Genomic DNA, 20,657 nt, shown 5'->3' with positions numbered 1-20,657 from the left:
CTCGGTTGGCTGAGCGCATCCTCCTATGCGTGCGTAACCGGCGCAAACACCGCCTCAGCCCTTCAGCCCGCTGAAGCTCATCGTGGCCACGAAGTGGCGCTGCGCCAGCACGAACGCGGCCACGAGCGGCAGCACGGCCACGAGGTTGCCGGCCATGAGCGCCGACCACTCGGTGTGCCGGGCGCCGGAGAACGTGGCGAGGCCGAGCTGCAGTGTGTAGCTCTCCTCGGAGGAGATCGCGATGAGCGGCCAGATGAGGTCGTTCCAGGAGCCGAGCAGCGTGAACACCACGAGCGTGGCCAGAGCGGGCCTGGCCAGCGGCAGCACCACCCGGAAGAACACCCCGAGCCGGGAGCAGCCGTCGATGGTGGCGGCCTCCTCCAGCTCCTTGGGCAGCGACAGGAAGAACTGCCGCATGAGGAAGACACCGAACGCCGAGGCCAGCCAGGGCACGATGGCCGCGCCGAGGGTGTCGATCAGGCCGAGGTTCTTGAACAGCAGGAACGTCGGGATCATCAGCACCTGGGTGGGCACCATGATGGTCGCCATGAGCGCGCCGAACGCGAGCCCGCGGCCGCGGAAGCGCAATCTGGCGAAGCCGTACCCGGCCAGGGAGCAGAGCACCACGTGTCCCAGGACGGCGGCCCCGGCCACGATCATCGTGTTGGCCAGCCACCGGGGGTAGTCGTCCTCGGTGAAGATCCGGGTGAACCCGGCCAGGGTGAAGCGCTCGGGCCAGAGCTTGGGCGGGTAGGTGTTGATGTCGGTGTCCGGCATGAACGCGGTCAGCGCCATCCAGGCCAGCGGCGCCACGAACAGCAGCGCGGCGGGCATCAGGACCAGGTGGGCGAGGTGGCGGCCCTTCATTTGGCGCTCCTCCACAGGACCGCGCCCGACACGGCGAGCGTCACGAGGAACAGGACGTAGGCGATGGCCGTGCCGTAGCCGGAGTGGAAGAGCTGGAACGCCTGCCGGTAGAGGTAGAACACGATCGTGGTGGTGGAGTCGAGCGGCTGGCCCTTGGTGGTGGTGTAGACGAGGTCGAACAGCTGCAGCGCGGTGATCGTCTGCCAGATCACCAGGAACACCGTGGCGGGCCGCAGCTGCGGCAGCACGACGTGGCGCAGCACGTGCCCGCCGGAGCCGCCGTCCACCCTGGCCGCCTCGACCAGCTCGCGCGGGATGTCCTGCAGGGCAGCGAGGTAGACCACGGCGGGCATCCCCACGCCGCCCCAGATGGAGATCGCGACCAGCGTGAGCATGGCCTGGCCGGGATCCTGCAGGAACCCCATCGCGGGCAGGCCGACCGCCTTGAGCCCGGCGTTGACGATGCCGAAATCGGGGTCGAACACGAAGTTCGCGAGGATGCCCGTGGCGGCGGCCGAGACGACGTACGGCACGAAGAAGCAGGTGCGGTAGAACCCGATGAGGCGGATCCGCAGGTTCAGCGCCAGTGCCAAGAGCAGCCCGAGCGCCACCGAGCCCGGCACGAACAGCACGGTGTAGAGCAGCGTGTGCCCGGCGGCCGCGGCCAGCTCCGCGTCGCCGAGCATGTCGCCGTAGTTCCGCAGGCCGACGTAGTCGCCGCCGCTGAGCAGGTCGCCGTCGCGCAGCGAGAGCAGCAGCGCCCACACCGCGGGGAAGAGGCTGAGCCCGACGATCACGAGCGTCGCGGGCAGGACGAAGCCCCACCCGGTGAGCTGCACGACCCGGCGCCGCCGCCGGGCTCCCACCCGCACCGCGACGGTGGTCATCGGGCGCGCCCGAGCACGGTGTCGGCCTCGGTGGCGGCCTTGGCCAGGGCCTCCTGCGCGGGCGTGCCGCCGACCAGGGCCTGGCCGATGGCGTTGCCGACCTTCTCCGACAGCTCGGGGTACGCGGGCAGGTGTGGCCGGGCCTGGCGGGCGTTGTCCAGGTTGGCGGTGAAGACGTCGATGTCGGGAAAGTCCTCGGTGAACTTCCGGTACGCCGGCAGCGCGGTCGTGGCCTTGCGGATCGGCAGGTTGCCCAGGCCGAGCGTCCACCGGGCGTCCTGCTCGGGCCGGGTGAGCCAGGTGAGGAAGTCGGCGGCGGCCTTGGCGCGGCGCGAGCCGTTGTCGAACACGACCCAGTTGTCCGGCCCGGCGATGGTCTCGTGGTTGCCGTTGTAGCCGGGCAGCACCTGCACGCCGTACGGCACCTTGTGGTCGATGATGTCCAGCAGCGCCCACGGTCCCGCGACGATCATCCCGACCTTGCCGCTCTGGAACAGGGGCAGGAACTTCTCCCCGTTCTGGTCCAGGTACACGGATTTGTCCTGGCGGGCCATGGCGCTCCACAGGTCGAGCGCCCGCACCGCCTGCGGCGTGTTGAACGCCGACTTCTTGCCGTCGGGCGTCAGGATGCTGCCGCCCTGCTGCCAGATCATCGGCCAGAACCGCCACACGGTGTCCTCGGTGCCGGTGACCGGATAAGCGGTGCCGTAGACACCGTCCTTCGTGAGCTTCTTGGCCGCCGCCCGGAAGTCGTCCCACGTCCAGTCCTTCGACGGGTACGCCGCCCCGGCCGCGTCGAACAGCTTCTTGTTGTAGATGACGGCCAGGTTGTCCACCACGGCGGGGATGCCGACGACCTTGCCGTTCACCTCGGACACGGCCCGCTCCGACGGCCAGAAGTCGTCCCAGCCGAAGTCCGGCGCCTTCACCGTGGCGGTCAGGTCGTACACCTTGGGGTTCTTGGCCAGTTGCGGCATCCATGTGCCGTACATGTAGGCGATGTCCGGCGCCTTGCCGCCCGCCAGCACCGCCTGCACCTTTTGCAGCATGTCGTCCACGTTCGTGGTGCCGACCGCCGGGACGACCTTCACGCCGGGGTGCGCCTTGCCGTACTCGGCGGCCAGCTCCTCGATGACCTTGGCCTGCGTCTCGACCTGGCCGTGCCACCAGGTGATCTCGATCGAGCCATCGGTCTTCTCGGATGACGAGCAGCCCGTCAGCAGAGCCGCGACCAGAAGGAGCGCCGCCGCTCTCATGACCGCCTCCCGAGGGACTCGGGCAGCAGGTCGGCGTGGGCGTCGAGGAGCGCGTCGCACAGGGACGCGATCTGGTCCACGGTGAGGGTGGCGGCCGTGTTCGGGTCGGCCATCATGGCGTGCCGCACGTGCTCGGGGCGGCCCTCGGTGACGGCGCGCACGGTGAGCTCGTTGACGTTGACGTAGGCGCGGTTGAGCGCCGCGCACTGCGCCGGCAGGTCGCCGACGGCCGTCGGGCGGACGCCGAGCGCGTCGGCCACGCACGGCACCTCCACCACGCAGCCCTCCGGCAGGTTTGCGACCAGGCCCCTGTTCTGGACGTTCCCGTAGACGACCCGGCTCGTGCCGGTGGCGATGCTGTGAATGATCTGCGGGGCGTATTCCATGGTCCCCTCCACGGTGATCGGCCGGCCCGCTCTGAGCGCGTCGCGGGTGGCCTCGTACTGGCGCACGTTGTCCTCGCTGATTCCGATGTAGGCGCCGACGGGGATCCGCAGGCGCTCGACCTCGGCCTCGTCGTGCAGGTACCAGGGCACGTACTCGGCCGAGTGCTCGCTGGTCTCGGTCGGGTAGAAGCCGAGCCTGCGGTACATGTCCACGCGCACCCGCCGCAGCAGCCCGGGGTCGCGGGCGATGGCCTCGTCCAGCCGCGGGTACAGGTCCTCGCCGCCGGACTCGAAGCGCAGCATCCAGGACTGGTGGTTGACGCCCGCCGCGAGGTACGACACCTCCTCGTACGGCACCCCGACCAGCTCGGCGAGGTCGTGGGCGGTCCAGTAGACGGAGTGGCAGAGACCGACCACGTTCCGCACGGGGGTGGCGGCGGCCAGGTACCAGACGTTCATGGCCATCGGGTTGGTGTAGTTGAGCAGCCACGTGTCCGGGCACACCTCGGCCATGGCCCGCCCGATGCGGTCGAGGGCGGGGAACGTGCGCAGGGCGCGGAAGATGCCGCCCACACCGATGGTGTCGGCGATCGTCTGGCGCAGCCCGTACCTGGCGGGCAGCTCGAAGTCGACCCGGGTGGCGTCGATCATGCCGACCTGGATCATGTTGATCGCGAAGCCGGCCCCGTCGAGCGCCCGCCGCAGGTCGAGGTGGGCGGAGATCTTGACGTTCCGGTCCGCGGCGATGACGCGGGCGGCGGCCTCGGCGGTGTCGAGCCGCTCGGGGTGGATGTCGTGCAGCGCCACCTCGAGCTCCCCCAGATCGGGGAGCGCGACCAGGTCCGCCAGCAGGCCCTGGGTGAACTCGACGCTTCCCGCGCCGAGGAAGACGATCTTCATAGGTCCTTCCACGTGGGCTGGGCGGCGGTGCCGCCGGGGGCCTGGGTCGAGAGGGATCCGCAGGTCACGGCCACGCGCAGGCATTCGCCCAGGCTCATCCCGCGCAGCCGGGCGGCGATGAACCCGGCGTTGAAGCTGTCGCCGGCGCCGACGGTGTCGACCGGCTCGACGGGCCCGGCGGCGGCTCGCGTGAGCAGGCCGGACTCCCAGGCCAGCGCGCCGTTCCCGCCGTCCTTGACGATCACGGCCGGGCCGAGCCCGCCCAGCCTGGCCGCCGCGGCCTCGACGCACTCGTGGCCGGCGCCGAACAGCCGGGCGGCGATGGCGGCGGCCTCGGCGGCGTTGGGCAGGAACACGTCCACCTCGGGCAGCACGTCCGCGAGGCCGTCCCAGGCGCCCGCGGGGTCGTCGTTGGTGTCCAGGGATGTGGTGGCGCCCGCCCTCCGCTCCCCCGCCAGGAGACCGGGGAGCCCGGCCGCCAGCGCCGGTTGCAGGAAATACGACGACACGTGTACGTGGCTCGCCAGGCCGCGCGGCACGTCCTCCACGGTCAGGTACGGCAGGCAGCCCGGCGAAGTGAGGATGGCCCGGTCGCTCCCGTCGGCGAGCACCACGGTCATGGCCGTCGGCCGGGAGCCGATCACGCAGTGCGAGACGTCCACGCCGCGCTCGGCCAGGACGCCCAGCACGAAGCGCCCGGCCGCGTCGTCGCCCACGCGCCCGGCGAAAGCGGTGCGCAGGCCCAGCCTGGCCGCCCCGCACGCGGTGATCGCGCCGGACCCGCCGAGGACGAGGTCGCCGCCGGAGACGAGCTGCTCGCGCTGGCCGAACGCCGGCTCCCGCGGCGCCCCGGAGAGCACCACGTCGGGGTTGGCGTCACCGACGACCAGCAGGTCGAATTCACGCGCCACGGCAGGGCACGCGGTAGGCGTCGAGGTCGTACTTCTTCTTGAGCGAGTTGAAGTTCTGCGCGTTGGACTTGGCGCAGAACTTCGAGGTGGCCAGGTTGTACTCCACCTGGAACACGGCCTTGCCCGCCTTGACGAACTGGTCGTAGCCGTAGCCGCCGTTCTGGGCGGTGGTGCACTCGGAGTGCTCCCAGCACTCCTCGTTGACCGCGAAGTCGAAGTACGGCAGCAGCCGGGGGATCTGCTCCACGTCGTTCTTGAGCGCGACGGACAGGCCCCGCTTGTGCGCCTCGTTGGCGAACCAGGCGTTGTAGGCGAGCTGGTCGGCGGCCTTGAGGGGGAAGCCGCTGTCGTTGCTGTAGCCGTCGACGTTGTCCGGCTCCACGGCGTCGAACCCGGCGGCCTTGCACATGTCGAGCCGGGCCTTCATGATCTCGCCGAGCTCGCCGGTGTACTTGCGGATGTCCAGCCAGCGCTCGCCCGGCCACTCCTCCAGCGGCTCGCCGAGCACCTCCTCGGGGAACCGGCTCTCGTCGGGGCGCCAGTCCTCGTACGTTCCGGCGCTGATGTAGCAGACGACGCGGCGGCCGGGCTTGTCCGCCTTGAGCGACTTGACGATCGCGCCGTCCTTGGCCGCCATGAACCCGTCGATGTCGTACATCTGCACGTCGAGGAACGGCTTCGCGGGCAGGGAGGAGAGCTGCCACTGCCAGCTGGTGTTGAGCGCGGGCTGCCAGCAGCCGTTACACGGGACGGGCGCGGGCAGGGCGGCCGCCTGGGGCTGGGCGGCGGCGGGGGTGGAGACGAGAGCGGTGACGGCCAGCGTGGCCGCGGATACGAGCGCAGATAGGCGCATGGACACTCCTCGTGAACGAAAGGGTTCTCGACAAGTGGCGATGCGCGCTGTTCCGCACTCTCCGCTTCGCGTCCGTGCCGGGGACGCCGGAGTGGCGTGGCCCATAGCCGCAGGGCGTCACGCCAGCACGCTCGGACGTGCCTCCCTTCTGTTGCCGCATAGAATTGCGCGTTCCTGCTCTGTTGTCCAGGCTTTGCGGCACAAAAGAATCACGCTCGGGTCCACTCCGCGCATCCGCCGGTCTGGAACGCCTTGTCGGTGGCCTGGATGGTGACGGTGTCGGGGCCCGCCGGCGTGCCTGACGTGATCACGTCGGCCGGGTTGGCGGACGTGCTCTTCATCCGGGCCCAGAAGCACATGGGGAACCCGGTCATCGGCCCGGCCGTCCGGTAGGTGCCCGGCTGTATGTCCTTGCCGACGACCAGCGTGCGCAGGGAGGCCTGGTTGACGGCGGGGTTGGTGGCCGTTCCGCCAGGCGAGGCGCTTCGCGTGGCGCCAGGCTGGGTGGCGCCAGGCTGCGTGGCTCCCGGCTGAGTGGCTCCCGGCTGCGTGGCTCCCGGTTGGGTGGCTCCCGGCTGCTGCGTGTTCCCCGGCTGGCTGGGGACCGCCTCCGATGGCGTGGTCTGTGGCGCCTCGGTCGTCTGCTGGCCGGGGGGTGGCTCGGTGTCCTCGATCGTCACCGTGACCCTGGGCTCGGGCGACTCCGGCACCGTCCCCGCGCCGAAGCCCACGAAGACGCCCAGCAGGAAGCCCAGCAGTGCGGCGAGCCCGGAGACGAGCAGGATGATCGTCGGACTGCTCGTCGCCCGCGGGTACTCAGGCGGGTATCCAGGAGGTCCGTACATCACGGACCAAGCGTGCCATCACTGTCAACGGTGGAGGTAGTCGACGAGCGACGCCTTCTCTGTCTCCAGCTCCTCGATGGCGCTCTTCACCACGTCGCCGATGCTGACGATGCCGACGAGCCGGCCGTTCTCGACCACGGGCATGTGCCGGAACCGCTGCGTGGTCATGATCTGCCGCAGCGAGTCGACGTTCTCGCCGGGGCCGACCGTGCGGACGTCCGTCGTCATGATCGCGGACACCGGCTCCTCCAGGACCGCCGCCCCGCGGTCGTGCAGGTGGCGCACGACGTCGCGTTCGGAGACGATCCCCGCGATCGTGGTGCCGTCAGTGGAGACCACCACGGCGCCGATGTTGTGCTCGGCGAGCTTGGCGAGCAGCTCCCGTACGGACGCCCCCGGTACCACGGTCGTCACGTCGCTGCCCTTGCCGCGAAGGATCGTCCCGATGAGCATGTGCACCACCTCTGCCCTCAGTGTTCCAAACCCTGGGTCAAGGCAAACAACCCCACGGGTATGGAGTCAAGCCGTCACATAGGCTGCTTGCCGTACTAAATCCCGTACAAAGACCGAAATCTCACCTGAACAGGGATGCTATTAGATGACCGAGCCGCTGAACATCGGTAGCCATGACCTGCCTGTCACCGACGAACTGGCCGCGTTCATGCGGACGGGCTGGGCGGACACCCGGCGCATCGATGTGGCGGCGCTGCCGATCGCACCCTGGGCGGCCAAGCGCCGCGCCGCGCTGGCCGGCCGCTTCCCCGGCGAGCGGCTGGTGATCCCGGCGGGCACGCTCAAGGTCCGCAGCAACGACAGCGACTACCGGTTCCGGCCGCACAGCGCGTACTCATATCTGACAGGCGCGGGCGAGCCCGGCGACGTGCTCGTGATCGAGCCGTCCGGGGAGAGCGTCCTGTACGTGCGGCCGCGCTCACCGCGCGCGCAGGGCCAGGAGTTCTACCGCGACCGCCGCTATGGCGAGTTCTGGGCCGGCCGCCGGCCGGACCTGGCGGAGGCGGCCGAGCTGTACCAGGTGGCGTGCGCGCACATCCGCGACCTGGACCTGAGCGGGCCCGCCCGGGTGCTGCGCGGCGTGGACGCCTCGGTGGACGCCTCGGTGGACGCGCGGGTGCCGCACGGCGACGGCGACGCCGAGCTGGAGGCGTTCCTGTCGGAGCTGCGGCTGGTCAAGGACGAGTGGGAGATCGGCGAGCTGCGGTCGGCCGTGGACGCCACCGTGCGCGGCTTCGAGGACGTCGTGCGCGCCCTGCCCCAGGCGCTCGGGCACCCCCGGGGTGAGCGGTACCTGGAGGGTGTGTTCGGGCTGCGGTCACGGCTGGAGGGCAACACGGTCGGGTACGAGAGCATCGTCGCCTCCGGGGCGCACGCGTGCGTGCTGCACTGGATCCGCAACGACGGCGCGCTGAACGCCGGTGACCTGCTGCTGCTGGACGCGGGGGTCGAGTCGGACACGCTCTACACGGCCGACGTGACCCGGACGTTCCCCTTGTCGGGGCGGTTCAGCGCCGTGCAGCGGCAGGCGTACGAGCTGGTGTACGAGGCGCAGACGGCGGCCATCGCCGCGCTCCGGCCGGGCGCCCGCTTCCGCGACTTCCACCTGGCGGCCATGCGCGTGATCTGCGAGGGCCTGCGCGACTGGGGCCTGCTGAAGGGCTCGGCCGACGCGCTCATGGAGACGGGCCTGTACCGGCGGTACACGCTGTGCAGCAGCGGCCACATGCTCGGCCTGGACGTGCACGACTGCGCGAAGTCTCGGGCCGAGGTCTACCTGGACGGCGTCCTGGAGGAGGGCCACGTGCTCACGGTGGAGCCGGGGCTCTACTTCCAGCCGGACGACCTGACGCTGCCCGAGGAGCTGCGCGGCATGGGCATCCGCATTGAGGACGACCTGGTCGTCACCGCCGACGGCGCCGCCATGATGTCCGCCGGGCTGCCGCGCCACCCGGACGAGATCGAGTCCTGGATGGGTGCCCTTTTGTAACGAAGCGGTCACCTTTCGTGCTGGGCTGACAAGGTGTGATCTGGGTCTCATACCTTTTCCTCAAATTCCAGCGAAAGCGTCGACTACTAGACAACCCGTCAGTAGGGTGGCTCATCCGTAGGCGGCGGAGGTGCTCATGGCGGGAACATGCGCGCGGGCGAGCGGCCCATGACCCTGTCCGGGTTTGTCGCGCGCCGGGCCGGTTCCGCGCTCGGCCAGGTCGGTGACCTGTTCGTCATCGCCCTGGAAGGGATGCGCCGCAGCTGGGACATCAAGAGCTGGTGGTGGGAGTTCGTCGACCAGTGCTGGTTCCTCGCCCGCGTCACCAGCGTCCCCGTCCTGCTCGTCTCCCTGCCGCTGGGCGCGACCGTGGCGCTGCAGGTGGGCGAGCTGGCCTGGCAGCTCGGCGCGGGCTCGGCCACCGGCAGCGCGGTCTTCGTCGGCCTGATCCGCGAGGTGGCACCGCTGGCCAGCGCGCTGCTGATCGCCGGGGCCGGCGGCAGCGCGATGACCTCCGACATCGGCGCGCGCCACATCCGCGACGAGCTGAGCGCGATGGAGGTCATGTCGGTCAATCCGATCCATCGCCTGGTCACGCCGCGCATGTGGGCGGCCAGCACGATCGCGGTGTGCCTGTGCCCGCTGGTGATCCTGGCCGGGGCGAGCGGCGGCTACTTCTTCAACGTGGTGGTGCAGGGCGTCACCCCGGGCGCGTACTTCGACGGGGCGCTGTCCCTGGTCGTCGCCTCCGACCTGTACGTCACGCTGTTCAAGGCGTGGATCTTCGGGTTCATCGCGGCGGCGGTCGCCTGCTACAAGGGCATGACGTGCGCGACCAGCCCGGTCGGCGTGGGCCGGGCGGTCAACCAGTCGACCGTGGTGACGTTCATGCTGGTGTTCACGTTCAACTACGTGATCTCCGCGGTCTACTTCCTGGCCTACCCGCCGAGGTCCCTGTGATGGTGACACCATGCTGACACGGTCGGCCGGGCTTCAGCTCGCCTACCGGGGGCGGGATCTCGCCGAGCGGTTCGCGACGCTGGCCGACTGGCCGCTGTTCGTGTGGAAGGTGCTGTTCTACTCGGTCCGCGACGTCGTGCTCCGGCTGCGTTACTTCAAGGTCGTCCTCAGGCAGGTCAGCGACGTCGTGGTGGGCGTCGGCGCGACCGTCATCGGCGGCGGCATGATCTTCGTGGTGTTCACGATGGCGTTCGTCGTGGGCGCGACCGTCGGCCTGCAGGGCTACCAGGGGTTGCAGGCGATCGGCGCCGAGTCGTTCATGGGCCTGGTCGGCAGCTTCGCCAACGTCCGGGAGATCACCCCGATCATCGCGGCCACGGCGCTGGCGGCGCAGGTGGGCTCGTCCTTCACGGCGGAGCTGGGCGCGATGCGGATCTCGGAGGAGATCGACGCGCTGGAGGTGATGGGCATCAACGCCTTCACCTACCTGATCTGCACCCGGGTGGTGGCGGCGCTGCTGGCGCTGATGCCGATCTACCTGATCGCGCTGTTCGCCAGCTTCTTCGCCACGCGGCTGATGTGCACGGTGCTGTTCGGCCTGGCGCCCGGGGTCTACGACTACTACTTCTACCTGTACCTGCCGGTCAGCGACATCCTGTTCAGCGTCGCCAAGGTGGGCGTGTTCGCGTTCGCGGTCGTCGTGATCCACTGCTACCACGGCTTCTACGCCACCGGCGGTCCGGTCGGCGTGGGGGTGGCGGCGGGCCGTGCCATCCGCCAGTCGATCGTCACGATCGTGCTGCTCAACCTGCTGCTGTCGTACCTGTTCTGGGGCGGCGGCGGCAACATACCGCTGACGGGGTGAGCCGGTGACCCGATTCGAACTCTCCCTCGCCGCCCGCGTCGGCGTCGCGTTCGCCGTGCTCGCCGTGCTGGCGGCGGCGACGGTGTTCGTGGTGCGCACGACGACCGAGCTGCGCGGTACGCGGATCGACGCCGTGTTCGCCCGCGCCGGTCAGGGCCTGGACACCAACTCGCCGGTCAAGATCCGCGGCATCACGGTCGGGGACGTGACGGGCGTGTCTCTCGACGCCAAGGGCAGGGCCGTGGTGACCATGCACATCGAGCCCGGCGTCAGGGTGCCCGAGTCCACGGTCGCCTCCATCGAGCCGACGTCGGTGTTCGGCCCCAAGTTCGTCAGCCTGACCCCGGGCACGGGCGAGACCACCGGCCCCTACCTGGCCGGCGGCGCCGTCATCACCGACACCGAGGGGCCACTGGACCTGTCCGACACACTCGGCGACGCCTACCGCGGCCTGGACGCCGTCGACCCGCGCGAGGTCACGGTCATCGTGCACACCCTGGCCAAGGGCCTCGACGGCAACGGCGAGCACCTGCGCGAGCTGATCGGCGACGCCGGCACCGTCGTGGGCGTCGCGCACCGGCAGCGCGGTCGGGCCCGGCAGTTCCTGCGCGACGCCGCCACGCTCGGCACGGCCCTGTCGGACAAGGGCGACGAGCTCGTCTCGATCTCGTCCGACGTCAACGTCATCACCCCGGACCTGCTCAAACGCGCCGATAAGGTGCGCGTCCTGCTCCAGGAGGTCACCTCCGTCTCCGGCCAGGCGGCGCACGGCCTGGGCAAGCACCGGCAGAACCTGCGGGCGGGGGTGCACTCGGGCGAGCGGGTGGCCGCGCTCATCTACGCCCAGCTCGGCCTGGCCGGCGACGGCGTACGCGGGCTGAACCGGCTCGTCGACCTGCTCAACGAGCTGATCGAGGCCCAGGGACCGGGCAACAGCCGCCAGATCCAGGTCGAGGCGTTCGTCGCGACCGACATTTGCGAGCTGATCGTCGGCTCCTGCGGCCCCACCGACGGGAGGGACTGACATGGCCTTCTCCGGGGAGCGCATCCGCCGCCGCTGGACCTTCCTCCGGTTCGCGCTGTTCATCGGGGTGACCATGTCGCTGATCGTGCTGATCAGCGTGCAGATCGAGCGGATCGGCGCGGGCGGCGGCTACCGGCTCGTCGCCACGTTCGACGACGTGTCCGGGCTGGCCGAAGGCGACCAGGTCAAGATCGCCGGGGCGCCGGTGGGCCAGGTGGACGCCATCAGGGTCGTCGACGGCAGAGCCGAGGTGACCCTGGAGGTGCAGGACGCGGTCCGGGTCCCCGCCGACACCGAGGCCGCCATCCGCTGGCGCGACGCCGTCGGCCAGCGCGTGGTCTACCTGCTGCCCGGCACCGCCCCTGACCGGCTGCCGGCCGGCGGGCGCATCGCGCGCACCTCCTCCGTGGTGGACATCGGGGAGCTGGTCAGCGACCTCGGCCCGCTGACCCGCAGCCTGGACCCCGAGCAGATCAACCAGCTGCTCACCGCCGCCGCCAAGTCGCTCAAGGGCAACCAGCGCAACATCCCGCGGCTGCTCGACAACGTCAACGCCATCACCAGCACGGTCAACGACCGCGGGAAGACCATCGAGCAGCTGCTGGAGGACTACGCCACGGTCACCGGCGTGGTCGCCCGGCGCGACAAGCAGATCGAGCAGCTCGTCGACAACCTCGTCACGCTGTCGGACGCGTTCGCCGACAACCGGAAGCTGATCGACGACTCGCTGGTGGAGCTGTCGGCCACGATCCACACCCAGAACGAGGTGCTCGGCAAGAACGCCGGCGAACTCGGCGCCCTCGTCGACAACCTGTCCGGGCTGACCGGCGGCATCCGGCGGAACGTGAACCGGATCGACACCACGATCAGCACGCTGCAGCCGCTGTTCGCCCGCGCGTACTCCACCGTCAACCGCGGCCACTACTTCATCACCGCGGTCCCCTGCCTCGCCCTGGGCCCGGCGCCCTGCCCGTACGGGATGCAGGCGCCGCCACCGCTGCGCAACACCCGGGTGCAGAGCACGAAGGACCTGCAGAAGCTCATGGTGGGCCGGTGATGGCGCTCAAATCCTTTAGGGACCGCAACAAGCACGCCGTCGGCCTGGTGTCGGTGGCCACGCTCGCCACGATCCTCGTCGCCACCTTCCTGGTCGGCAACCTCGGCCTCCTGGAGGGCGGCTACACCATGTCGGGCGTGTTCGCCGACTCCGGCGGGCTGCGCTCGGGCAACGACGTCCGGGTCGCCGGGGTACGCGTCGGCGAGGTCACCGAGGTACGCCCCGACTACGCGCAGGGTCACGTCATCGTCACCTGGCGGGTCGACGACGGCGTCCGGCTCGGCCGCGCCCCCCGGGCCGACGTCGCCCTGTCGAACCTGCTCGGCGGCCGCTACCTCAAGCTCACCGGCGCCGTGTCGGCCCCCTACGCCGACCAGCTCCCCGAGGCGCAGCGCCGCATCCCCATGGAGCGGACCGGCGTGCCCACCCTGATCAACGACGCCATCAACGACGCGACTCGCCTCGTCCAGCGCCTGGACACCGAGGCCGTGGACGACCTGCTCACCGAGCTCGGCAAGATCGACGTCTCCCGGCGCGGCCGGATCACCCGGCTGCTGAAGAACATCGGCGACCTGTCGGACACGATCAGCAAGAGCGAGCCGCAGCTCCAGCGGCTCCTCGACAACGGCACCAAGATCATGGACATCCTGGAGAAGAAGGACAAGCAGCTCGTCCGGCTCATCGACGGCATCGAGATCATGCTGAGCGAGCTGCGCAAGCGCAGGAACGAACTGCGCACCCTGCTCGGCGACGGCAGCGACCTGGTGCAGAGCACCACCCGGCTGATCAACGAGCACGAGAAGTCGCTCGTCCAGGTCCTCGACGACAACGTGGCCATCACCACGCGGCTCGACGGCAGCAACGAGCAGCTCAATTCGCTCCTGGCATGGGCGGGCCCGACGTTCTCCGGGCTGTCCACGATGGGCGGTCAGGGCCCGTGGCTCGAGGCCATAGCCACGGGCCTCGGCCCTGTCAACCCGGAGGTGCTCGCCGCGATCGCCAAGGACAGGAAGAGCGACAGATGAGACGGCTTCTCGCGATCCTGATCGCCGGGGCGTTCCTGACGTCCGGGTGCTCCGTGGTGGGGGCGGAGCCGTACCGGCTGGTGGCGATCTTCAGCAAGGCGCCCTCCCTGTACGAGGAGGCGCGGATCAAGGTGATGGGCCTCGACGCCGGGTACGTGGACAGCATCCGCATCGACGGCGACCGGGTACGCGTAGGGCTACGGGTCGACCGGGACGTGCCGCTCCCCGCAGACGTGAAGGCCGTGGTCGCGCCGCAGAACACCCTGGGCGAGCGGAACGTCGTCCTCTATCCCCCGTGGAAGCCCGGCGACCGCCGGATCGCGGCCGGGGCGACCATCCCGCTGGAGCGGACCGACCTGCCGGTGGAGATCGACGACGCGCTCGACGCGTTCACCAAGCTGACCGACGCGCTCGACGACGACAAGCTCGGCGACTTCGCGGGCGACCTGGCCGACGGGGTCAAGGGGCGCGGCAAGACGATCAACAACGCGATCGCGGACACCGCCGAGCTCACCGGCACCCTGGCCAAGCAGGACCAGCAGCTCATCGACCTCGCCAAGGGGCTGAACAGGCTGGCCACCACGCTCAACGACCGCGAGAGCCAGGTGACGGGCGCGATCGACTCCTTCTCCGAGGCCAGCGCGATCCTGGCCGATGAGCGGCGGCGGCTGCGCGGGTTCGTCTCCAACATGGCCGAGTTCGTACGGCGCGGCGACGTGATCATCGAGCAGTACTCGGAACGGCTGCCGCAGGCCACGGGCACGCTGGCCGAGCTGGTGCTGACGGTCCGGGCGAACAGCGAGTCCATGGCACAGGCCGTCAAGGGCGCGGCCGACTTCGCCGACGTACTGATCGACGCGTGGGACAAGAAGAACCACGTCCTGAAGATCCGCGTCGTGCTCAACGCGATGACCAGGGTGTGGCTGACGCCGCTGTTCGAGGCGCTGAACCTGGGGCGGGTGCCGTGCCTGTCCGGCGGGCTGAGCAACTGCCCCTTCGAGCGGCAGGGGAGGCGGCGATGAGGGGGCGTCTCATCGCCGGGGCGCTCGCGCTGGCCGTCACCGCGTCGTGCTCGCTGCAGACGCTCGGCGCGACCACCGGCGACCTGACCCTCCACGCGGTCTTCGACGACGTGCAGAGCCTGGTGGCCGGGCACAGCGTGCAGATCGCCGACGTGCGGGTGGGCACGGTCACCGGCATCCGGCTGCAGGGCTACCGGGCCAGGGTGACGATGTCGATCAAGTCCGAGCACCGGTTGCCCCAGGGCAGCACCGCCACCGTGGCGAAGACGTCGGTCCTGGGCGAGAACTACGTGCTGCTCACCCCGCCGGAGGGCAAGGACCTGTCCACGGGCCCGTACCTGGCCAGTGGCGCCACGATCTCCGACACGTCGGTCGAGCCGGACATCGAGCAGGTCACCGCCAAGGCCGGGCCGCTCATCGAGGCGCTCGGCGCGCAGGACGTCAACGCCATCCTGGACGCCGCCTCGACCGCGTTCGCCGGGCAGGGCGACGACGTCAACAAGCTGATCAAGCAGACGGCCGAGGTCACCGACGCCTACTCCGCGGCCCGCGCCGACCTGGCCACCAGCATCGACGCTCTGGCCGAGCTCGGCGACGACCTCGCCAAGGGCAGCGCCGAGCTGGACCGGCTGCCGGGGACGCTCGCCTCGGCCACCTCGCGCGTCGCGCACGGGCGCAAGCACATCAAGAAGGCCATCGTCGCGCTGACGAACCTGGCCAGGGAGGCCAACCTCACCGTCTACCCGCGGCACGCCGCCCGGCTGCGCACGCTGCTGCGCGAGCTGGCGGCCATCTCGTCGTCGATGCAGCGGGGCAAGGACGACCTGAAGGCGCTGGTGGCCAAGATCCAGAAGTTCATCGACGCGCCGCCGGTCACCGTCAACGGGCAGGTGCTGATCTACGTCTGGCTGAAGGGCGTGCTGCTGCCCCAAAAGTCCGATGCCGGGCCGCGGCCGAACCGGGTCGAGGACTTCCGCCTGCTGCTGGAGCCGCCGCGATGAGAAACCGGATCTATCTGAACCTGGGATTCTTCGTGGCGCTGGGCATCGTCATGACCATCTGGGCGTTCAGCACGATCATCAGGCTCGACGCGATCGAGCGGCCGTACCGGGTGGCGGCCGAGTTCGTGTCCTCTCCCGGGCTGATACGCGGGTTCGACGTGGCCTACCTGGGGGTCCGGATCGGCAAGATCGGTGACGTGCGGCTGGCGCCCGGCAAGATCGTCGTGGGCCTGGACATCGAGAAGGAGATCAGGCTGCCGAAGGGCGTGACGGCCGAGGTGCGGCGCAGGTCCGCCATCGGAGAGCCGTACGTGGAGCTCTCGCCGCCCGCCGCCGGCGTCACGGGGCCGTCGCTGGCGGCCGGCGACACGATCCCGCTGACCAAGACGTCGGTGCCGCTGGACTACAAGAAGCTCTTCGAAGGCGTCGGCAAGCTGCTGAACGCCGTCCCGCCCCAGGACGCCAAGACGATCACGCATGAGCTGGCGGTCGCGCTCGACGGCCGGGCGCCGTCGATCAGGAACCTCATCGACGACGCCCACTCCCTGACCGGCACGCTGGCCGACAACGCCGACGTGCTCGACGACCTGTCGGTGCAGCTCACCCGGCTCACCCACACGCTGGCCGGGAAGAAGGACCAGCTGGCCTCCGGGATCACGGACCTGAGCACGGTGACGGGCACGCTGCGCGCGTCCCGTACCGACCTGAACGCCTTCCTCGACCACGGTCCCGGGGTGTTCGCCCAGCTCGACGCGGCCGTCAGGGAGTCCAGGCCGGGGTTCTCGTGCCTGCTGACGGCGGCGGGGCTGCCGCACCGGCCCGCGTTCTCGGCGGAGACCGAGCGGAACGCGCACCACCTGCTGAGCATCGTGCCGACCGCGCTGAGCCTGTCCGACGACATCAGCGACCGGCGCGACGGGACCGTGTACGGGAAGGCGGCGTTCGTGTTCAGCGTGCCGGGCGGGCCGACACCCGCCGAGGAGTACGCGGGCCCGGTCGGGCCGCCGGCGGTGCCCCGCCTGCGCACCTGCCCGGACCGTGCGCCCGCCGCCGATGTCGCCGAAGACGCCGATGACGCTCGTGGGCGCGAGCGCCGCCAGGACGCCGCCGGGACGCCTCGGCCCGCGGAGAAGAAGACCGAGGAGCCCAAGGACGCCAAGCCCGTCGCCAAGACATCGCCCAGCGGCGTGGCCGCCGCCGCCACGTCGTCCCGTACCCCACCCAACACCGTCCCGCTGATCGTCGCGATCTTCCTCGCCGTTGTGGCAGGTGGCGGCATCGTGGGCTGGATCGCGGCGGGCCGGGCCGCCCGCCGCCGTGAGGAGTCACCGTGATCTCCAAGCAGGACCCCGCCGACGAAAACCGCACCGAGGAGGCCCGTACGGAGGCGCCTCGCACCGGCCAGCCCCGCACCGAGGAAGCCGCGCCTCGCAACGGCCGGCCCCGCCCTGGTGACACCACCGACGCCACCTCCGGCAGCGAGCCCCCGGCGACGGGCACAGCACCGAACGACCTGCAGCCGACGGCGGACACGACGTCCGACGGCGATCACTCGACGACCGGCACTACGCCGAGCGGCGAGCTATCCACGGCGGACGCGTCCTCCGACGAGCAACCGGCCGCCGGCATGCCCTCTGAGGGCGAGCGGCCGCGCGGGGCCAAAGGCCGGTTCATCCGGGCGCGGGTGGCCGGGGCGGTGGCCGCGATGGTGGTGGCCGCGATCGCCGCGACCGCCGTGCTCCAGTGGGTCGCCGCCGCCCAGGCCGACGACGCGCGGACCAAGATGGAGACCGAGCGGGCCCTGCGCCTGGAGGTGTCGGGCGCGGCGAGCGCCTTCAGCAAGGCCCTGCTCAGCTACGACTACCAGAAACTCCAGGCCACCCGCGCGACCCTCTCCGCCCAGGCCACCGGCGACTTCCTGGCCACCTACGACACCGCGTTCGGCGGCGCGATGGCGCAGGTCATCGTCAAGCTCAAGGCCACCTCGCAGGCCACGGTGCGCGAGGTGTACCTGGCCGACGTGGACGAGGCCACCGCGCACGCCATCGTCGTCGTCGACCAGCAGGTGAACACCTCCGAAGCGATCCGCTCAGTAAGGGATTCGCACCTTAAGATCGCTCTTGTGAAGGAGAAGGGCATCTGGAAGGTGCACGACGTGACCGTGCTCGGCGCGGCCTCCGAGGACCAGTACAACCTCGACGGCGACGACAAGAAGAAGGAATGACGATCGGCCCTCTGGCGATGGGCGGCCACCCCGACGAGGTGCGCGCCCCCGAAGACTGGCTCACCGAGGTGGAGCGGGATCGGGCCGGGCGGTTCAGGTTCGAGGCGGACCGCGTCTGCTTCGTCGCCGCCCACCTCCTCGCCCGGCTCTGCGCCGCCGCCGCGCTGGACGCGGAGCCGTCCGAGCTGACGCTCCTGCAGCACTGCGACGTGCACGGTCCCGGGCACGGCAGGCCGTACATCGAGCAGGCACCCGGGCTCGGCCTCAGCTTCAGCCACACGCGCGGCTACGTGTGCGCGGCGGCCGGTCCCGGCAAGATCGGCGTGGACGCCGAACACGTGCGTGCGGGCCCGCTGGACGAGCTGCTGGCCGATCGAGTGCTCACCCCGCGCGAGCGCGCGCTGGTCACCGGGAACGACGAGCTGATGAGGCACTGGACGCGTAAGGAGGCGCTGATCAAGCGCGGCGAGCTGTCGCTCGACGGGCTCGGCTCTGGCGGCGACGACCTGGCGGGCCGGCATCTGCTGGAATGGAGCGCCGAACCGGACATCAGAGTGGCCGTCGTCACGGACGCCCCTGCCAGGAGGGTGCCCATTCCGCGGTTAAGCTGAGGGTATGTTTTACCGCAAATCGGTCGAGGAGCGAATCGCCGACCGCATGGCCCAACGCAGGCCGCTCGAGGAGGGCAAGACCTTCGAGCACGGGCCGGCCAAGTTCGTGTTCATCTCCTTGATCGTGGCAGTCGTGCTGATGCACGTCGTCGGGGTCGCGATCGTGATGGCGTTCTCCTAGGAACGGCGGGTGGGATCGGGTCGATGAGCAGCGGCGGCAGCGTACCGCCCCGCCGCTCGTTCTGCGTGCGCTAGATTGGGGATCATGAGCGCGCCTCGCTGGCTTTCTCCCGCCGAACAGCGTGCCTGGCGCACGCAGCTGGCGCTGCATAAGCTGCTCATGCACCGGCTCGACCGGGAGCTTCAGGAGCACGCACTTTCGTTGAACGACTACGAGATCCTCGTCAACCTGTCGGAGAGCCAGGACCGGCGCATGCGGATGAGCGACCTGGCGGACGCGACGATCCAGTCGCGCAGCCGCCTGTCGCACCAGATCTCCCGTATGGAGGCCAAGGGCCTGGTGACGAGGGAGGACTGCCACGACGACCGGCGGGGCACGTTCGCGGTGCTGACGGACGAGGGCTGGGAGACGATCCAGCGGGTGGCGCCGTTCCATGTGGCGAGCGTGCGGGAGCACTTCGTCGACCGGCTCACCGACGACCAGCTCAACGCGCTGGAGGCGGCGTACGCGCCGATCGTCGAGAACCTGAAGAAGCTGCGCTGACACCCAACCGATATCGGCGACGCCTCACCGACGTTCCCGGGCGGTCGCTACGATCCGCTCATGCTCAGAAAGCTACTGATCGTGGCCGTTCTCGCGCTGGCGTCGGCATGTTCGTCCGGGAGCGGCGGGGAAGAGCTGCCCGCCGGTCCCGATCTGATGAAGAAGGCCGCGGAGGCGATGAAGACGGTCAAGTCGGCCGGCTTCTCGATCTCCACCGAGGGCAAGCCGAAGGTGCCGGTCAAGAAGGCCGACGGCCGGCTCACCGCCGCCGGGGACGCGGACGGGACGATCACGATCGACATCCTCGGCTCTCTCCAGGAGGTCAGCTTCGCCTTGGTCGGGGACACCGTCCACTTCAAGGGGCCGACGGGCGGCTTCCAGAAGATGACCAGGGATCAGCTCGCGCAGTTCTACGACCCGTCGGTGATCCTGGAGCCGACCAAGGGCATCGCGCAACTGCTCTCCTCGGCCACGGAATCCAAGGTCGAGGGCGTGGAGGGCGGCTCCTACCGGGTCGCCACGACGCTCCCCGGGCAGGTGGTGGGGCAGATCATCCCGGGCGTCACGCAGGGCGTGAACGGCAAGGTCTGGCTCGACCAGGCCACGAGCAGGCTCACCAAGGCCAGCCTGCCGTTGCAGGACGGGACGGTGACGGTGTCGTTCAGCGACTATGACGCGCCGGTCACGATCACACCACCCGCGGCCGGATGAGTCACTCCCGCCGGGTCGTGCTCGGCGCCGGCGGCGCGGTGGTGCTGCTGGCCGCGCTCGACGCGTACGTGGTGGCGACCGTCCTCATCGACATCGCCGAAGACGTCGGCGTCCCGCTGAACCACCTGGAGCGGGCCACCCCGATCGTCACCGGGTTCCTGCTCGGCTACATCGCGGCGATGCCACTGCTCGGCCAGCTCTCCGACCGATACGGGCGGCGGCCCCTCATCCACGCCTGCCTGGCGGCGTTCGCGATCGGCTCGGTGCTGACGGCGCTGGCGGCGGGCGAGGTGATGGTGGTCGCCGGGCGTGCGGTGCAGGGGGTGGCCGGCGGGGCGCTGCTGCCGATCACGATGGCCCTCATCGGCGACCTGTGGGACGAGCGCGAGCGGCCCGTGGCGCTGGGGGCGGTGGCTGACTCTTATACACATCTCCGAGCCCACGAGACCCTCAGACACCTCGTATGCCGTCTTCTGCTTGAAAAAAAAAAAAGAAGTACACCGTCAACGTGAAATCGGTCTCGGGG

The 20,657-nt window shown here is 70.2% G+C and carries 22 protein-coding genes and 1 pseudogene; 16 read left to right on the top strand and 7 right to left on the bottom strand.

Annotation, left to right across the window (positions count from 1 at the left end):
- Window positions 1–54 precede the first annotated feature (54 nt).
- The 6 genes from EJK15_RS20765 to EJK15_RS20740 are packed head-to-tail and all read right to left on the bottom strand — an operon-like array spanning window position 55 to window position 6,060.
- Window positions 55–867, bottom strand: a complete 813-nt coding sequence (locus EJK15_RS20765; RefSeq protein WP_138712124.1) for a carbohydrate ABC transporter permease — start codon at window positions 865–867, stop codon at window positions 55–57.
- Window positions 864–1,754, bottom strand: coding sequence for a carbohydrate ABC transporter permease (locus EJK15_RS20760; RefSeq protein ID WP_138712123.1), 891 nt, complete (start codon window positions 1,752–1,754; stop codon window positions 864–866). The genes EJK15_RS20765 and EJK15_RS20760 overlap by 4 nt, the downstream gene beginning before the upstream one ends.
- On the bottom strand, window positions 1,751–3,010 hold the full coding sequence (locus EJK15_RS20755; RefSeq protein ID WP_138712122.1) for an ABC transporter substrate-binding protein: 1,260 nt from the start codon (window positions 3,008–3,010) through the stop codon (window positions 1,751–1,753). Before EJK15_RS20755 ends, EJK15_RS20760 begins: the two co-directional genes overlap by 4 nt.
- On the bottom strand, window positions 3,007–4,296 hold the full coding sequence (melA, locus tag EJK15_RS20750) for an alpha-glucosidase/alpha-galactosidase (RefSeq protein WP_138712121.1): 1,290 nt from the start codon (window positions 4,294–4,296) through the stop codon (window positions 3,007–3,009). Before melA ends, EJK15_RS20755 begins: the two co-directional genes overlap by 4 nt.
- Entirely contained in the window at window positions 4,293–5,207 is a 915-nt protein-coding gene (locus EJK15_RS20745) for a carbohydrate kinase family protein (protein WP_138712120.1), read from the bottom strand. Before EJK15_RS20745 ends, melA begins: the two co-directional genes overlap by 4 nt.
- The gene (locus EJK15_RS20740; protein WP_138712119.1) at window positions 5,197–6,060 is read right to left on the bottom strand and encodes an endo alpha-1,4 polygalactosaminidase; all 864 of its coding nucleotides are present in this window, start codon (window positions 6,058–6,060) and stop codon (window positions 5,197–5,199) included. The genes EJK15_RS20745 and EJK15_RS20740 overlap by 11 nt, the downstream gene beginning before the upstream one ends.
- A 401-nt stretch (window positions 6,061–6,461) precedes the next feature.
- Here EJK15_RS20740 and EJK15_RS77615 point away from each other — a divergent pair.
- Window positions 6,462–6,596, top strand: a pseudogene (locus EJK15_RS77615) (hypothetical protein); the annotation flags it as partial.
- A 333-nt stretch (window positions 6,597–6,929) separates the two neighbouring features.
- Here EJK15_RS77615 and EJK15_RS20730 read toward each other — a convergent pair.
- Window positions 6,930–7,358: a CBS domain-containing protein gene (locus tag EJK15_RS20730; RefSeq protein ID WP_138712117.1), complete on the bottom strand. Its 429-nt coding sequence runs from the start codon at window positions 7,356–7,358 to the stop codon at window positions 6,930–6,932.
- 145 nt (window positions 7,359–7,503) lie between these two features.
- Between EJK15_RS20730 and EJK15_RS20725 the strand changes: the two genes are divergently transcribed.
- From EJK15_RS20725 to EJK15_RS20660, 15 genes are all read left to right on the top strand, one after another.
- A complete protein-coding gene (locus tag EJK15_RS20725) occupies window positions 7,504–8,907 on the top strand; it encodes an aminopeptidase P family protein (RefSeq protein WP_138712116.1) in 1,404 nt (467 codons plus the stop codon).
- Between the two features lie 168 nt (window positions 8,908–9,075).
- The gene (locus tag EJK15_RS20720) at window positions 9,076–9,867 is read left to right on the top strand and encodes an MlaE family ABC transporter permease (protein WP_138712173.1); all 792 of its coding nucleotides are present in this window, start codon (window positions 9,076–9,078) and stop codon (window positions 9,865–9,867) included.
- A 10-nt stretch (window positions 9,868–9,877) separates the two neighbouring features.
- A complete protein-coding gene (locus EJK15_RS20715) occupies window positions 9,878–10,732 on the top strand; it encodes an ABC transporter permease (RefSeq protein ID WP_138712115.1) in 855 nt (284 codons plus the stop codon).
- A gap of 4 nt (window positions 10,733–10,736) precedes the next feature.
- Window positions 10,737–11,756: an MCE family protein gene (locus EJK15_RS20710; protein ID WP_138712114.1), complete on the top strand. Its 1,020-nt coding sequence runs from the start codon at window positions 10,737–10,739 to the stop codon at window positions 11,754–11,756.
- Between the two features lies 1 nt (window position 11,757).
- Window positions 11,758–12,813 (top strand): MCE family protein, encoded by a 1,056-nt coding sequence (locus tag EJK15_RS20705; protein WP_138712113.1) that lies wholly within the window; start codon window positions 11,758–11,760, stop codon window positions 12,811–12,813.
- Window positions 12,813–13,838, top strand: coding sequence for an MlaD family protein (locus EJK15_RS20700; protein WP_138712112.1), 1,026 nt, complete (start codon window positions 12,813–12,815; stop codon window positions 13,836–13,838). The genes EJK15_RS20705 and EJK15_RS20700 overlap by 1 nt, the downstream gene beginning before the upstream one ends.
- Window positions 13,835–14,860 carry an MCE family protein gene (locus EJK15_RS20695; protein WP_138712111.1) on the top strand — a complete coding sequence of 342 codons (1,026 nt, stop codon included), beginning with the start codon at window positions 13,835–13,837 and terminating at the stop codon, window positions 14,858–14,860. Before EJK15_RS20700 ends, EJK15_RS20695 begins: the two co-directional genes overlap by 4 nt.
- Complete coding sequence (locus tag EJK15_RS20690) at window positions 14,857–15,861, top strand: MCE family protein (protein WP_138712110.1); 1,005 nt, start codon at window positions 14,857–14,859, stop codon at window positions 15,859–15,861. The genes EJK15_RS20695 and EJK15_RS20690 overlap by 4 nt, the downstream gene beginning before the upstream one ends.
- Complete coding sequence (locus EJK15_RS20685; protein WP_138712109.1) at window positions 15,858–17,195, top strand: MlaD family protein; 1,338 nt, start codon at window positions 15,858–15,860, stop codon at window positions 17,193–17,195. The genes EJK15_RS20690 and EJK15_RS20685 overlap by 4 nt, the downstream gene beginning before the upstream one ends.
- Window positions 17,192–18,085 (top strand): hypothetical protein, encoded by an 894-nt coding sequence (locus EJK15_RS20680; RefSeq protein WP_138712108.1) that lies wholly within the window; start codon window positions 17,192–17,194, stop codon window positions 18,083–18,085. The genes EJK15_RS20685 and EJK15_RS20680 overlap by 4 nt, the downstream gene beginning before the upstream one ends.
- The gene (locus EJK15_RS20675) at window positions 18,082–18,696 is read left to right on the top strand and encodes a 4'-phosphopantetheinyl transferase family protein (protein ID WP_240777092.1); all 615 of its coding nucleotides are present in this window, start codon (window positions 18,082–18,084) and stop codon (window positions 18,694–18,696) included. The genes EJK15_RS20680 and EJK15_RS20675 overlap by 4 nt, the downstream gene beginning before the upstream one ends.
- A 4-nt stretch (window positions 18,697–18,700) precedes the next feature.
- The gene (locus EJK15_RS70725; protein WP_171074432.1) at window positions 18,701–18,877 is read left to right on the top strand and encodes a hypothetical protein; all 177 of its coding nucleotides are present in this window, start codon (window positions 18,701–18,703) and stop codon (window positions 18,875–18,877) included.
- Between the two features lie 84 nt (window positions 18,878–18,961).
- The gene (locus EJK15_RS20670) at window positions 18,962–19,420 is read left to right on the top strand and encodes a MarR family winged helix-turn-helix transcriptional regulator (RefSeq protein ID WP_171074431.1); all 459 of its coding nucleotides are present in this window, start codon (window positions 18,962–18,964) and stop codon (window positions 19,418–19,420) included.
- 60 nt (window positions 19,421–19,480) lie between these two features.
- Window positions 19,481–20,131, top strand: coding sequence for an LppX_LprAFG lipoprotein (locus tag EJK15_RS20665; protein WP_138712106.1), 651 nt, complete (start codon window positions 19,481–19,483; stop codon window positions 20,129–20,131).
- Window positions 20,128–20,643 (top strand): MFS transporter, encoded by a 516-nt coding sequence (locus tag EJK15_RS20660; protein ID WP_240777091.1) that lies wholly within the window; start codon window positions 20,128–20,130, stop codon window positions 20,641–20,643. Before EJK15_RS20665 ends, EJK15_RS20660 begins: the two co-directional genes overlap by 4 nt.
- Window positions 20,644–20,657: the final 14 nt, after the last annotated feature.

The organism is Nonomuraea basaltis (genome assembly GCF_005893125.1).
In the GTDB taxonomy this organism is placed as follows: domain Bacteria; phylum Actinomycetota; class Actinomycetes; order Streptosporangiales; family Streptosporangiaceae; genus Nonomuraea; species Nonomuraea basaltis.
Note: the sequence above shows the minus strand (reverse complement) of the source record. Positions and strands in the feature narration are given on the sequence as shown.